Origin of the sequence: Halapricum salinum (genome assembly GCF_004799665.1) — an archaeon.
GTDB lineage: Archaea > Halobacteriota > Halobacteria > Halobacteriales > Haloarculaceae > Halapricum > Halapricum salinum.
In genome coordinates this window covers 935,119-948,440 of the sequence record NZ_CP031310.1, presented here as the reverse complement: position 1 = coordinate 948,440, position 13,322 = coordinate 935,119, and the positions used below count along the sequence as shown (strand labels likewise).

Genomic DNA, 13,322 nt, shown 5'->3' with positions numbered 1-13,322 from the left:
GATACTACGAATACCGTTCGGGGTCGATCGAACCGACGTACCGTCGCGTCCCCGCGTAGAGGACGACGGCCAGGACGGCCAGCCCGGCGACAGTCAGCGTCGTCACCTGGGTTGCGCTGCCGACGGCGAGTTTCGCGGCGACGGTCGCGGGGTGCTCGGGCAGCAGCGCGGCCGCGCCGAACAGCCCCAGCGCGACGATCGAGTACAGCAACTGGGCCTGCCGGCGCTGGCCCAGTAGTAGCGCCAGGACCGTCCCGAGGACGACGACGACCAGTGAGATGGCCGACACCAGCGCCACCAGCGCCAGGACGTTCGAGACGGCGATCCCGTTGATACTCAACAGCCCGATCCACAGCACCGCCTGGATCGGCGCGAGCACGGCCATGCCCAGGGCCTTCCCGTCGACGACGTCCGTCAGCGAGACGGGCGCGACCCGGAGCAGTTCGAGGGTCCCGCGCTCGATCTCCTCGGTGAGGGCGTCGACGGTCACGGAGCCGCTGATAAAGGGCGGCAGGAACAGCAGCAAGGGTAGCAAAATGGTGTAGGTGAACCCGAAGTAGGGGCTGGCTTCCGCTTCCGGCGGCAGCGGGACGGGCTGGGTCGAGAGGTGAGCACTCCGGCGCGTCCGCTCGTCACGCTCCAGTTCTTCGAGCACCTCCCGGACCTGGACGACGGTGACTGTCGACTGGACGCTCCCCTGCGGGACCGTCGCCGTCACCGATATCGTCGGCCCGGTGTCGGTCGAGTGGAGGACTCCGATCACCTCCCCCTCCCGGAAGGCTTCGAGGGCGGCCTCCTGTGACGGATAGATCTCGGTGTTGACCTCCGCGGCCCGGGCCGCCCGGTCGAGTTCCTCGCGGGCCTCCCCGGAGATCCCAAACGTCAGTTGATCTGATTCGACGCTGCCCGGGTCGTACAGCGAGGTGAGACCGACGACGAGGAACGACGAGAACGCGGCGATGAACAGCTGGATGACCAGCGCGAGGACGATCGTCTTCTCGCGGGAGAGACTGGCGATGTCCCGCCGGGCGATGGCGATGCGGACGTCACGAGACAAAGAGCATCACCACCGTGTAGTTGTACGCGAAGTGAATCGCGATGGCGAGACTCAATCCCACCGCGTAGCCGCGTCTCCCCCGTCGCCCGCCGATCGCCGAGGTCGCGGCGGTCACGACGTGCAACAGGAGTGGCGCGAGTAACAGCAAGATCGCCACTAGCGGACCGATGTCGGCGACAGGGCCGGCGGAGGCGACCGCCGACTGCTGGACTTCGGGCAGCGAGTCGGGGAAGACCAGTCGGACGAGCAACAGCCCCTTCTCGGCGACGAAAAAGCCCAGGCCCGCGAACGCGCCTACGACCAGCGCCGACCGCAGTGATCGGTCGTAGCGGTTGTGGACGAATCCGGCGTAGACGGGGAGGCTCTTGGCCAGTTCCTCGATGGCGACGATCGACAGCAGGATCAGGCTGAGCCAGATCGTCTGGGAGACGGCCGTCGAGACGGGATAGATCGCCGCGACCGCGACCAGTTCGGCGAGGATGACCAGCGGGATCAACATCGCGACGACGACGACGATGCTCCGTGCGCGCTTGATCCGCCCGGCCAGCGAGTCGAGCACCTTCAGCGGGATCGGCCGCTGGGTGAACATGTCCTCTTCGCGATAGAGGCCCGCACCGAGACCGAAGAACAACGTCGCGGTGAACAGCGGTGGCAGGATCGAGAAGCCGAAGGCCGACAGCGAGATCGACGCGCCCTGGATGTCCCGGACGACGATCGTCAGCGGCGAGACGAGTGCGATCGGCGTCACCTCGGTGAAAATCGCCGGCACGAACGCGTAGGTCGTCAGCGAGACGGTGATCGCGACGGTCACGAACGTCAACTCCTTGAACGACCGGGCGAACATCGCTCCCAGGAACGTCGCCGAGAGAAAGAGCAGGACGAGCGGAACGACCGCCAGGATCGAAAAGAGCCCGCCTTCGGCCCCCAGCAGCGTGACGATGCCGACGACGATCAGCACCTCGAGGGCCATCGCACCCGCGAAGTAGGGGAGGGTCTTGCCGCCGATGATGTCCGCGCGCGTGACCGGCGAGACCAGCATGAGTTCGCCGCGACGGTTGATCCGCTCGCTCAGCATCGTCGACCCGTAGGCCTGGATGACGAAGTTCAACGGCAGAACGAACAGGAACGCCAGCACGAGCGACTCGAAGGGGAACGGCGGCGCGATGTCCGAGGGCGCGCCCGTCGTTCCACTGCTGCCCGTGATGCTCGGCAACCCCCCGCCGATGTTGCCACCCGCGTTCCCGTCACCAGTTCCACCGCCTCCCGTGCTCCCGTCACCGGTCCCGTCGCCAGTCCCGTCACCGGTCCCGTCGCCGGTTCCGCCACCCGTCCCGTCACCGGTCCCGTCGCCGGTTCCGCCGTCGCCGCTCCCACCCGGTCCGATCTGGACGTCACGCTCGACGTAGTTCAGCGTCACCGAGACGGGGAAGGCCGCCGACTGGTTGGCTTCCCCGCGCATAACTCGGTCGTTGTAGGCGGTGACGCTGCTGCGCAACTCCGAAAGGGCCGCTTCACCCTTGGTCGTGCCGCTGGAGACGGCCCGGGTGAACGACACGCGGACGTCGATTTCCTCACCGAGTTCGGCACCGGGGTCACGGATCGCGAACGTCGGATCGTCCTCGACGACCGGGTACAGGGGACTCTCCTCGTCGACCCCGACCCGGTAGATCCCCTGATCGATGGCGACGCCGCCCTGAGCGACGACCAGGGGTGCGACCGCGCCGAACAGCAACAGCGTGACGCCGACGATGGCGGCCGTCTTGCGGTCGATCCCGCCGGCGTTTTTCGTCACTTCCCAGCGAGCGATCCGCAGCAGCTTTCGCGGCCGCACGCTCAGGCCTCCGGTTCCGGTTCGGCTCCCTGTCGCCGGCGGCGGCGCGTCTCTCGGCCGTCCTCGGCGACGTTGAGGAAGACCTCTTCGAGGCTCGATTCTTTGGTTCGGATGTCCGCGACCGATCCACCCGCTTGCTGGGCGCTCTCGCGGATCGACTCGACCTCGGCCATCGTCTCGACGGCCCGGTGATAGCGGCCGTTCTTGGCGACGCTGTCGGGAACCTCGACGGTCGTGTAGACGTGATAGGTCGTCTCGCCGTGCTCTTCCTGGAGTTGTTCGAGGTCGCCCTTCGCGACGATCTCTCCTTCGCTCATGATCGCGACGCGATCACAGATCGATTCGACGTGAAAGAGGTTGTGCGCGCTGAAGACGATCGTCTTGCCTTCCTCGGCGAGGCGGCTAGTGAACTCGATGATGTAGTTCGTGGTGAGGGGATCGAGGCCGCTCGCGGGCTCGTCGTAGATCAACACGTCCGGATCGTTGATCAGCGAGCGGGCGATGGCGACCTTGCGTTTCATCCCCTTTGACATGTCCCCGATCTGTCGGTCCCGGTGTTCGAGGTCGAGTTCGTCGAGCGTCTCGTGGATCCGGCGGGCGGCGGTGTCCTCGGGAACGTCGTACAGATCGGCGAAAAAGTGGAGGTACGTCCGGGCGGTCATCTCCTCGTACAGCGGTGACTCTTCGGGGAGAAAGCCGAGTTGATAGCGCATCTCGGTCTCGCCGGCCTCGTAGCCGGCGACGGAGACGCTGCCACTCGTGGGTTCGATCAGTCCGGCGAGCATCTTCAGCGTCGTGGTCTTGCCGGCCCCGTTGGGCCCGATGACGCCGAACACCTCGCCGGCCTCGACGGAGAAGGTGCTCCCTTCGACGGCGGCGAACCCGCCGTACTCCTTGCGGAGGTCGCGAGCCTCGATCATTCACCTGCCGCTAATGGCTGACCCAATGTATAGCTTGCACCCGCACTATCACCCGTGAAAACCGTGTTCGTCGCGTCGACCTGTCGGCGGCAGCGCTACTAATCCAGTATTTCGGTGCAGTAGGACGACGTTAGGGCGCTTCCAGACGCGCATCCCGTACCTGGTGAATGTCCTCGCCGATTCCCGTCCCGTCGCAGTCCTCGGTGGGACAGGTGTAGTGCCAGCCGTCCCGGGTCGCCGTCCGCTCGGCGAAGCGCTCGCCACACTCGTCGCAGTACAGCTGCCCGGACGAGCACGTATCCTGGTGGAGTTCGTAGGCCAGTTCGTCTGTGAACGTCCGCTTGCAGTGCCGACAGGTGTGGACCATACCTGCAGCTATTTCGCCAACCTATATAGATACTATGGACCGTTCACGACGTTTGTCGACCCAATTGGTCTACATCTGTTCGATATCCGAAATCGCGACTCGGGCTCCGCCCGCCGGCGATTGTTCGATCGCACTCCGCCAGCCGTGGGCGTCGGCGATCCACTCGACGATCGCCAGCCCGAACCCGGTTCGGCTGGTGTCGGTCGTGTAGCCGGCTTCGAACACCCGTTCCGGTTCGTCGACCCCAGGCCCGTCGTCGTCGATCGCGAGCCCTCCGGCCGTCGTCCGGACGTGGACCGTCGCGTCGGCGGCGTGGACGACGGCGTTCTCGAAACACTCGACGAAGAGACGTTCGAGCCGATCCTCGTCGGCCTCGATCGTCGGCAGCTCGTCGTCGAGTTCCAGCGTCGCCGTCTCGGCACCCTCGACCTGTCTCCAGGCCGTCCGTGCGACCTCCTCGATGTCGACGACGCCCGTCTCGTGGACCGGCATCCCGAGTCTGGCCAGGTCACGCATGTCTTCGAGCAGCGTCTCCATCGTGTCGACCGATCGCTCCATCGCGTCGAAGTGGGTATCGTCGCCGGTCTCGCGCGCGAGATCGAGCCGACCGGCGAGCACGTTCAGCGGATTCCGGAGGTCGTGGGCGACGATGCTGGCGAACTCGTCGAGACGTTGTTCGCGCCGTCTGCGCTCGGTCACGTCCCGTACCGACCCCATTCCGGCGTACGCACCTTCGTAGGTGATCGTCTCAACGCTGAACTCCAGATAGCGCGTCTCGCCTGAATCGGTGATGATCCGTGCTTCGTAGCGATTCGGGGCGTCCTCGCCCGCGTGCCGACGCTGTGCGATCTCGCCGACGCGCTCTCGATCTTCGGGGTGGATCAACTCGAAGATGTCCATCCCATAGAGCGTCTCCTCGTCGTAGCCGGTGATCTCACAGATCCGGTCGTTGAGGAACTCGAAGTGCCTGCCGCGGTAGATGTAGATCCCGTCGTGGCTCTGTTCGACCAGCGTCCGGTAGCGCTGTTCGCTCTCGCGCAGGGCTTTCTCGGCGCGGGTGTGCTCGACCGCGTTGACGATCGTGTTCGCCAGCACGGTGTACTGGTCCGTCCCCGTTTCCTTTTGCATGTACTCGGTGACGCCCGCGGAGATGGCTTCGCTCGCAATCTCCTCGCTCCCGTGGCCCGTGTAGAGGACGAACGGCATCTCCGGATACTCGTCTCTGACTGATTCGAGGAACCCGAGCCCGTCCATCCCGGGCATTCTGTAATCGCTGACCACGCAGTCGATTTCCATCTCGGTCAGCCGTTCGAGTCCCGCCTGGGCACTGTCCTCGCTGTGGACCGAGAGCGACTCCTCCTCGCTTTCGAGATACGTCGCGACGACCTCCAGAAAGTCCGGATCGTCGTCGACGTGCAACACGCGAATCGCCCCACGCTCTGTCATCGACTACGACGTTGTGTGGTCACGGTTATCAAACTTCCCCGCGCCGTGGCGTCTTTTCCTCGATAGCGCTGCTGCTCGCTTCTCTCTCGTAGAAACCGATAGTAGGCCCTGCTTACAGCAGGTCTTCGATGTGGTCGGCGACTTCCTCGGGGGTGTTACCGACTGGCACGCCGTTGTCTTCCAGTGCGTTGATCTTCGACTCGGCCGTTCCAGTCCCGCTGCCGGAGACGATCGCGCCGGCGTGACCCATGCGCTTGCCCGGCGGCGCGGTCCGGCCGGCGATGAACCCGGCGACGGGCGTGTCCATGTGTTCGCCGATGTAGCGCGCGGCCTCCTCTTCGTCCTCGCCACCGATCTCGCCACACATCACGACTCCGTGAGTGTCGGGGTCGGCCTCGAACAGTTCGAGCGCGTCGATGAAGTCCGTCCCGATGATCGGGTCGCCGCCGATTCCGATTGCCGTGGTCTGGCCGATCCCGCGGCTGGTGAGGTTGTCGACGACCTGATACGTGAGGGTGCCCGAGCGGGAGACCAGCCCGACGTTCCCGTCGGAGAAGATGTTCCCTGGCAGGATACCCAACTTTGCGACACCCGGCGTGATGACGCCCGGGCAGTTCGGCCCGACGAGGTGGGTGTCAGTCTCGCTGAGCTTTCGATACACTTTGCTCATGTCCTGGGTCGGAATACCCTCGGTGATCGCCACGACAAGATCGAGCCCCTTCGCGTCCAGCGCCTCGAAACAGGCGTCTGCGGCGAACGCGGGCGGGACGAACACGACCGAAGCGTTGGCGTCTTCCTCGCGTGCGGCCTGCTCGACGGTGTCGTAGACCGGGACGCCGGCGACTTCCTGGCCGCCCTTGCCGGGGACGGCGCCGGCGACGACGTTCGTCCCGTATTCGAGCATCTGCTCGGTGTGGAACTTGCCTTCTCCACCGGTGATTCCCTGTACAACGACGCGGGTGTCTTCGTCGACGAGAACAGACATTATGCTTCGACCTCCTCATCAGCGTAGTCGACCGCACGCTGGACGGCGTCCTCCAGGGTGTGCTCGACCGTGACCAGTTCCTCGTTCAGAATCTCCATGCCTTCTTCGGCGTTGGTCCCTGCCAGCCTGACGACGACCGGCTTGGGAATCTCCTCGAACTGCTCCAGCGCCTGGTTGATCCCGTTTGCGACCTCGTCTCCGCGGGTGATCCCGCCGAAGATATTGAACACGACCGAGTCGACGTTGTCGTCCGAAAAGACCATGTCAAGGGCGTTGGCGATCCGCTGGGCCTTCGCGCCGCCCCCGACGTCGAGGAAGTTCGCGGGCGAGCCGCCGTAGAAGTCGACCAGATCCAGCGTCGTCATCACGAGGCCGGCACCGTTGCCGATGATGCCGACGTTGCCGTCCAGTCGGACGTAGTCGAAGCCGTACTCGTCGGCTTTCTGTTCGAGTGCGTCGCCGTCGCCGGCTTCGTCTTCCATCTCGGCGAGTTCGGGCTGGCGGAACAGCGCGTCGTCGTCGATGTTCATCACCGCGTCCGCAGCGATGACCTCGCCGTCGCTGGTGACCATCAGCGGGTTGATCTCGGCGTCTGCGCCGTCGCGGTCGTCCCACAGCTGGTAGAGCGTTCGCAGGACGCTCGCCACGTCGTTTGCGACCTCGCGGTCGACGCCGGCGTCGTAGACGGCCTTGCGGGCCTGGTAGGGCTGCATCCCGAAGGCGGGGTCGATGTGCTCGCGCGCGATGGCGTCGGGGTCTTCCTCGGCGACCTCCTCGATGTTGACGCCGCCGCGGGTCGAGACCATCGCCACGGGCTCGCCCTGGCCGCGGTCCATCGTCACGCCGACGTACAGTTCGTTGACGAAGTCGACCGCTTCCTCGACGAGCACGCGGTCGACGTGGATTCCCTTGAGGTCCATCCCGATGATCGACTCGGCTGCCTCGCGGGCCTCCTCGGCGTCGTCGACGAGCTTGATCCCGCCGGCTTTGCCGCGGCCGCCGACCTGTACCTGCGCTTTGATCGCGACTGGGTAGCCGATCTCCTCGGCCGCCTCGACCGCCTCGTCGACGGTCGTCGCGAGCGTCGACGCCGGTGTCGGAATCCCGGCGTCGGCGAAGACCTGCTTGGCCTGATATTCGTGAAGCTTCATCACACGAACTGCGGACTGGCGTGTGCATAAATCCCAGTCTTTCGGCCCGCCCGTCGGCTTCGATCGGTTGACAGACGGTCGGCGACCGGCCACAGAATACGACGTTCACAACCGGCGTTGGAACGACTGTAGCGGGGCTCGCAACGTGCCCCGGCCCTGCGACCGCTTTAGTTCAGGCCGCCTGTGTCGCCGGCCTGACTGTCCGCCGGTTGGCCCCGATAGGTGACTCGGCTCGCTCCGTCCTGCCGCGACAGTTCGGTCGGCTCCTCTGCGATTCGTTGCTCGACGAACTCGGCTGCCGCGTGGACGACTTCGTTGGAGTTGCGGTCGGCCCAGCAGTGATAGGCTTTCGTCGGCGTTCTGATCTCGAGCCGGTTCGCGAGCCAGCCTGTGTGAGCCGTCACCGACGCGACCGACTCGTAGGGGATGTCGATCTCTTCGTCGTTCGGATCGGAACCGACGATACAGAGTATGCGCCGGCCAGTCACCAGAAAGATCGTCCCGCGATCATTGTCAGGTTCAGTCGTTCGACGTTTTGTTCCCAGTCCGATGCCACGTTTTTGATTCGTCAGCACGTACGCCGGTGACTCGCTCTCCCCGAGGCGATCGACTGGCGGCGGTCCCGCCAACCGTGAGTTTTCGAACTGCCGCTCCTGGTCGGCGAGAACATCCGTCGTCACCGACGGGTCCGAGACCATCTGTGCCAGAAGGTTTGCACGCGTAATTGGGGACTTGTTGCTCATATACTCTCGTAACTATCTTGTTCAATATCTAAATCCGATATTTCGGTGACGAACGTTTCGTTCATTGGTGGATAATATCTGTGTTTTTCACAAGTATCTTCGGGTAACTGTATTAGAATACTTAGAACTGTATTAGGACCGACCGCAACGACAAATGATGACGAACTTCCCGATGAGTTCTGCAGTGGCTGTCGCTTGCTCGGAACTTCTCGGCACGACCGATGGGGATTTTATCGCTCGCCAGCGACAGTTCGGCATGGACGAGCGTATCGCCGCACTCGCCAGCGAGATCGCAAGCGCCGACAGCGTCGTCGCGCTCACTGGGGCTGGTGTCTCGACGGCCTCTGGGGTCCCCTCCTTCCGGGGCGACGGCGGGATCTGGGAACGCTTCGACCAGCGGGACTTTCACTTTCGACGTTTTCAGGCCGATCCCGCGGGCTTCTGGACGGATCGGATCGACCTCCGCGAGGCGTTCTACGGTGATCGTGAGATCGAACCAAACGCCGCCCACGAGGCACTCGTGGCCCTCGAACGCGCGGGCCACCTCGACGCTATCCTCACCCAGAACGTCGACGGCCTCCACCAGGCCGCCGGCTCCGAATCCGTGGTCGAACTCCACGGGACCAATCGCGAGGTCGAGTGCGTCGACTGCGGCCACCGCGAGCCGGCGGACCCGATCTTCGAGCGCGCACGCGACGGCGAACTCCCACCGACGTGTCCCGACTGTAGCGGGGATCTCAAGCCCGCGGTCGTCCTCTTCGGCGAGTCGATGCCCGACGAGCCGACGATCCGCGCCCACGAACTGGCCGGCCGGAGCGACGTCTTCCTCGCGATCGGCTCGTCGCTGACCGTCCAGCCTGCCGCCGGACTCCCCTCGCGCGCTCAGCGCTCGGGCGCGACGCTGGCAGTGATCAATCTGGAGGAGACCTCAGTTTCAAGTCGAGCTGACTACGACCACCGGGCAGATGTGACCGAGGTGCTGCCGGCGGTGGTCGAGGCGTTGGAATAGCGGTTGCGGGGGCGGTCACGGACGAGCATACCGCGAGCGGAGCGAGCGGTTTCACTCCGAGCGCGGCGAAGCCGCGACTCGGAGGTAGTTTTTCCCCACGTTTTTGCGACTAGTGCGAGAGCGGCGCTCTCGCATACCATGCGAACGGCGGCGACGCCGCCGTGAGCAGAGAGTGGCTCGAGCGCACTCGGCGAGCGCGACTCGAACCCGAGGAAGTAAAAAGTGGTACTAGAGTTCCACGCCGCCGGGGATGAGACTCCGGTCGCGATCCAGATTCCCGTCGATATCGTAGACCAGTAGCGTCGACTTCTCGAAGACGAAGTCCTGGCCGTCCCCGGGGTCGATCCGGAGGTGATAGTCGCGTTCGTCTTCGTCGCGGGCGGCGGCCGTCTCGACGAGGTCGCGGAGTGCGCTGTCTTCGAGGGGCGCCTCGAAGATGTACTCGCCAGTGACGCGGTCGGTGACGCTGAGGACGCCGGGTTCGTCCGTCGGCGTCTCCCGGTAGGCGACGTCGATGTCCTCGGCGTCGAGGGGATCGTCGCCGTCGAAGCGCTCGCGAAGTACCTGCGGCGTTCCCTCGAAGGTGACCGTCAGTTCCGGCTCTGGCTCGTCCACGTCGACGTCCGTCCTGAAGTCTTCCCGCCGCATTTGCTGGTTGCGTGTATGTAGTCACTGCCAAAGAACGTAACGCCGCCCCGGTTCTCGGACCCCGCTCCACGGAGCGATATCTTTACACGCCCGGCCCGTCCCCTCTGGTGTAATGGCCTGGGTTCGTTCGGAGTACGCCGGCGAGTTCGCCGTCCTCTCGGCGTGGCTGTCGATGGTGTTGCCCTGGAACATCGTCTATCGCGCGTCGCTGCCGACAGAACCGCTTGCAAGTGAGATGACGATCATTCGATTCCCGGTGTTTGCGATCCAGTTCCGTGCCCCGGCTGTCATCGAGATCAATGGGCAGACGTCCTCGGCGGCGGGGTTGCTCGAACAGATGTATCCTGGATTTCAGCTGTTCGGTGACGTCTTTCTGGCGACACCAGTCGGTGCGAGCAGCCACTACGGCGGCACTATGCAACTGGGGAGTTTCGCCTGGACGCTCGGTGCGCTCGCTATTGTGGCGGCGTTCGCCGTCAGCATCGCTTTCTATCTCCGTGAGGACGAACTGCAGGAGCGACTGTCGGCCGATCCCGTCAGACTGATCGGCGGGCTGCTCGGCGTCGCGACGCTGGCGCTGTCGGCGGCCTCCGTGTTCTACTTCTTCGAGCGTGACTTCGCCGGCATCCCGATCCCGGTCGGGGTCGTCGTGATGGGCGCGCTCGCGGTGGCGTTGCTTCGAGTCGAACGGACGTGACTTCCAGCAGAGGGGGCGTGAGTGGGTTACTCACGCCGAAGTGAGAGTTCCGCGTAGATGACGAGTGCGACGCCCACGGCGTAGGCGGGTATCTTTACGATCGCGAGCCTGTCGGGCACGCTTTCGGTATCGACGACCCTGACCAGTAGTGCGCGGTCGCCGTCGGTCACGACCGTGGCTTGGGCTTCCGTGCGACTCGTCACGTCGCCATCGACTGCATTGCGGATCGGCTCGAGAGCGTCTGTCAGCGAGACGCCCAGTTCCTCGACGACGGCGCGTGCCGAGACAGGACTCGCGTCCAGTTTGAACGTCCCGTTCGTGATCCGGGCGTCGACGCGGTAGTACTGGTCACCACTGTCGTCGGCAAAAAACCGCCTATCGACGAGATCTCGCAACTCGGGCGCAACTATCTCTGCTTCTTCTGAAAACGTCTCGGTAGCTGCATTCCGAACTACTCGAACAGTAGATGAGCGTTGAACTGCCACCGCTGGATGCTCGAACAGTATCTCGACAGATTCGTGGTTCGAGAGATTGACTGGCTCGACTTCGTAGGTGTACTGCGTTTCGGGACCAGGGCCGTTGCCGACGACTGGCTGAGCGAGGAGCAACAGTCCGATGACCAGAAGCAACGCCTCCCGCGGAACGACCATACGTGGCGGATAACGTACCATTCAGATAACTGTTCTGGGATCGGTCGACTGCGCGCCGATCGCCCGTCGACGGAACCGGGAAGACGGTGGCGTTTCCGAAATCGATAGCTGGGGGTATCCAATTTAAGTGTGTGGGTGCGCAACTCACGGCAAATCACCGTCGCGTGACGCGGCGGACCCCCAGCTATGGCAGGATCTGACCGCGGGAACGACGATCGATCGAGGGGGCCACTGAGCAGCGCGAAAGGGTGGCTCACCCGGACGGTGCGGGTCATCACCGGGTCGTCGGTCGACGTCGCCGACTACGACCCCAGCGAACACGATCCGCTGGTTAGTTTCGACGGGCTGGCCGGGATGGACGAGGTCGAGCGCTACTGGGTCAACGCTCCCTTCGCGTTCGTCTCGATCAATCACGATCCCGAGGAGAACGAGCACCGCTATCACGTCGTCGAGCCGACGCTGGACGAACTCGAACGCGACCTGCTCGAACGCCTGTTCGAGGACATTCGAACGCCGCTGCTGTATCGCGAAGACGTCGAAGACGACCCCGAGACGGCGCTGGCTGAGGAACTGGAGGCACGCCTGGAGGAGTACGGCGTCGTCGTCGACGTCGAGAGCTTCTACCGCCTCTTTTACTACCTCTACCGGCAGTTCCGCGGCTACGGCAAGATCGATCCGCTGATGCACGATCCCGCCATCGAGGACGTCTCCTGTGACGGGATCGGGCTGCCCATCTTCGTCTATCACGAGGGGTACACCGACATCGAGACGAACATCACCTTCGAGAAGCGCGAACTGCACAACTTCGTCATCCAGCTCGCCCAGCGGTCGGGCCGGCACATCTCCGTCTCGGACCCGGTCGTCTCGACGACCCTGCCCGACGGCTCGCGGATCGAGTTGGCCCTGGGTGAGGAAGTCACGCCGCGCGGGTCGGCGTTCACGATCCGGAAGTACGCCGAGGAACCGTTCACGCCCGTGGATCTGCTGGAGTTCGGTACCGTCGATCTTGACATGCTGGCGTTCCTGTGGCTGGCCATCGAGTCCAACCGGTCGCTCATCTTCGCCGGCGGGACCGCGGCGGGCAAGACCACGAGCATGAACGCGATGTCGATGTTCATCCCGCCGCGCTCGAAGGTCCTGACCATCGAGGACACGCGCGAACTCTCGCTGTATCACGACAACTGGCTGTCTTCGGTGACGCGGGAACGATTCGACGAGGACGACATCACGATGTACGACCTCCTCAGGTCCGCACTCCGGCACCGCCCCGAGTACATCGTGGTCGGGGAGGTCCGTGGCGAGGAGGCCGTCACGCTGTTCCAGGCGATGAACACCGGGCACACGACCTACTCGACGATGCACGCTGACTCGGTGCAGACGGTGATCAACCGGCTGGAGAACGAGCCGATCAACGTCCCGCGACCGATGGTCGCCTCGCTGGATCTGCTCTGCGTGCAAGTCCTGACCCGGCACAACGACAAGCGCGTCCGGCGGATCAAGACTCTCGCGGAGATCGAAGGAATCGACCAGCGGACAGGTGAGCTAGACTACTCCAACGCCTTCTCCTGGAACGCCGACGACGACACCTTCCGCCAGCGTAACTCCGAGTTGCTCGACGAGATCCAGACCGACCGCGGCTGGAGTCGTTCGGAACTCCAGCAGGAACTCAGAGACCGGCGGGCCGTCCTCGAACACCTCTGGGAAGACGGCGTGACCGACTATCGGCGCTTCACCGCGTGGATCAACCGCTACTACGCCGACAAGCCGGCGGTGATGGATCAGATCCAGACCAGCGAGACGACTGCTGTGACCGACTGA

General features: G+C 64.3%; 13 protein-coding genes. 3 read left to right on the top strand and 10 right to left on the bottom strand.

All coding sequences use genetic code 11. The features are described 5' to 3' along the window. Window positions 1-4: 4 nt before the first annotated feature. From DV733_RS04645 to DV733_RS04610, 8 genes are all read right to left on the bottom strand, one after another. On the bottom strand, window positions 5-1,057 hold the full coding sequence (locus tag DV733_RS04645; RefSeq protein ID WP_049994027.1) for an ABC transporter permease: 1,053 nt from the start codon (window positions 1,055-1,057) through the stop codon (window positions 5-7). Continuing rightward, entirely contained in the window at window positions 1,047-2,888 is a 1,842-nt protein-coding gene (locus DV733_RS04640; protein WP_049994026.1) for an ABC transporter permease family protein, read from the bottom strand. The genes DV733_RS04645 and DV733_RS04640 overlap by 11 nt, the downstream gene beginning before the upstream one ends. 2 nt (window positions 2,889-2,890) lie before the next feature. Further along, entirely contained in the window at window positions 2,891-3,808 is a 918-nt protein-coding gene (locus tag DV733_RS04635; RefSeq protein ID WP_049994025.1) for an ABC transporter ATP-binding protein, read from the bottom strand. A gap of 130 nt (window positions 3,809-3,938) precedes the next feature. Then, window positions 3,939-4,175: a hypothetical protein gene (locus DV733_RS04630; RefSeq protein WP_049994024.1), complete on the bottom strand. Its 237-nt coding sequence runs from the start codon at window positions 4,173-4,175 to the stop codon at window positions 3,939-3,941. Window positions 4,176-4,244: 69 nt separating this feature from the next. Continuing rightward, the gene (locus DV733_RS04625) at window positions 4,245-5,621 is read right to left on the bottom strand and encodes a PAS domain S-box protein (RefSeq protein WP_049994023.1); all 1,377 of its coding nucleotides are present in this window, start codon (window positions 5,619-5,621) and stop codon (window positions 4,245-4,247) included. A gap of 112 nt (window positions 5,622-5,733) precedes the next feature. Then, window positions 5,734-6,606, bottom strand: coding sequence for a succinate--CoA ligase subunit alpha (sucD, locus tag DV733_RS04620; RefSeq protein ID WP_049994022.1), 873 nt, complete (start codon window positions 6,604-6,606; stop codon window positions 5,734-5,736). Then, window positions 6,606-7,757: an ADP-forming succinate--CoA ligase subunit beta gene (gene sucC, locus DV733_RS04615; protein ID WP_049994021.1), complete on the bottom strand. Its 1,152-nt coding sequence runs from the start codon at window positions 7,755-7,757 to the stop codon at window positions 6,606-6,608. The genes sucD and sucC overlap by 1 nt, the downstream gene beginning before the upstream one ends. Window positions 7,758-7,924: 167 nt before the next feature. Further along, window positions 7,925-8,500: a PH domain-containing protein gene (locus DV733_RS04610; RefSeq protein ID WP_079979427.1), complete on the bottom strand. Its 576-nt coding sequence runs from the start codon at window positions 8,498-8,500 to the stop codon at window positions 7,925-7,927. A 256-nt stretch (window positions 8,501-8,756) separates the two neighbouring features. On the opposite strand from DV733_RS04610, the gene DV733_RS04605 reads away from it, so the two are divergent. Next, window positions 8,757-9,509: an NAD-dependent deacylase gene (locus tag DV733_RS04605; RefSeq protein WP_049994019.1), complete on the top strand. Its 753-nt coding sequence runs from the start codon at window positions 8,757-8,759 to the stop codon at window positions 9,507-9,509. A 228-nt stretch (window positions 9,510-9,737) separates the two neighbouring features. On the opposite strand, the gene DV733_RS04600 is transcribed toward DV733_RS04605, so the two are convergent. Next, window positions 9,738-10,157 (bottom strand): DUF5793 family protein, encoded by a 420-nt coding sequence (locus DV733_RS04600; RefSeq protein ID WP_049994018.1) that lies wholly within the window; start codon window positions 10,155-10,157, stop codon window positions 9,738-9,740. A gap of 112 nt (window positions 10,158-10,269) precedes the next feature. Here DV733_RS04600 and DV733_RS04595 point away from each other — a divergent pair, with 112 nt between their 5' ends. Beyond that, entirely contained in the window at window positions 10,270-10,854 is a 585-nt protein-coding gene (locus tag DV733_RS04595; protein WP_049994017.1) for a DUF7549 family protein, read from the top strand. Between the two features lie 26 nt (window positions 10,855-10,880). Here DV733_RS04595 and DV733_RS04590 read toward each other — a convergent pair whose 3' ends face one another. Continuing rightward, window positions 10,881-11,504 (bottom strand): hypothetical protein, encoded by a 624-nt coding sequence (locus DV733_RS04590; RefSeq protein ID WP_049994016.1) that lies wholly within the window; start codon window positions 11,502-11,504, stop codon window positions 10,881-10,883. A gap of 186 nt (window positions 11,505-11,690) precedes the next feature. Between DV733_RS04590 and DV733_RS04585 the strand changes: the two genes are divergently transcribed. Further along, window positions 11,691-13,322 (top strand): type II/IV secretion system ATPase subunit, encoded by a 1,632-nt coding sequence (locus tag DV733_RS04585; RefSeq protein WP_049994015.1) that lies wholly within the window; start codon window positions 11,691-11,693, stop codon window positions 13,320-13,322.

What these genes read in the sequence shown, in the direction of transcription:
- DV733_RS04635 (WP_049994025.1), bottom strand. Translation starts at nt 3,808, where the DNA reads ATGATCGAGGCTCGCGACCTCCGCAAGGAGTACGGCGGGTTCGCCGCC.
- DV733_RS04630 (WP_049994024.1), bottom strand. Translation starts at nt 4,175, where the DNA reads ATGGTCCACACCTGTCGGCACTGCAAGCGGACGTTCACAGACGAACTG.
- DV733_RS04625 (WP_049994023.1), bottom strand. Translation starts at nt 5,621, where the DNA reads ATGACAGAGCGTGGGGCGATTCGCGTGTTGCACGTCGACGACGATCCG.
- sucD (WP_049994022.1), bottom strand. Translation starts at nt 6,606, where the DNA reads ATGTCTGTTCTCGTCGACGAAGACACCCGCGTCGTTGTACAGGGAATC.
- sucC (WP_049994021.1), bottom strand. Translation starts at nt 7,757, where the DNA reads ATGAAGCTTCACGAATATCAGGCCAAGCAGGTCTTCGCCGACGCCGGG.
- DV733_RS04610 (WP_079979427.1), bottom strand. Translation starts at nt 8,500, where the DNA reads ATGAGCAACAAGTCCCCAATTACGCGTGCAAACCTTCTGGCACAGATG.
- DV733_RS04605 (WP_049994019.1), top strand. Translation starts at nt 8,757, where the DNA reads ATGGACGAGCGTATCGCCGCACTCGCCAGCGAGATCGCAAGCGCCGAC.
- DV733_RS04600 (WP_049994018.1), bottom strand. Translation starts at nt 10,157, where the DNA reads ATGCGGCGGGAAGACTTCAGGACGGACGTCGACGTGGACGAGCCAGAG.
- DV733_RS04595 (WP_049994017.1), top strand. Translation starts at nt 10,270, where the DNA reads ATGGCCTGGGTTCGTTCGGAGTACGCCGGCGAGTTCGCCGTCCTCTCG.
- DV733_RS04590 (WP_049994016.1), bottom strand. Translation starts at nt 11,504, where the DNA reads ATGGTCGTTCCGCGGGAGGCGTTGCTTCTGGTCATCGGACTGTTGCTC.
- DV733_RS04585 (WP_049994015.1), top strand. Translation starts at nt 11,691, where the DNA reads ATGGCAGGATCTGACCGCGGGAACGACGATCGATCGAGGGGGCCACTG.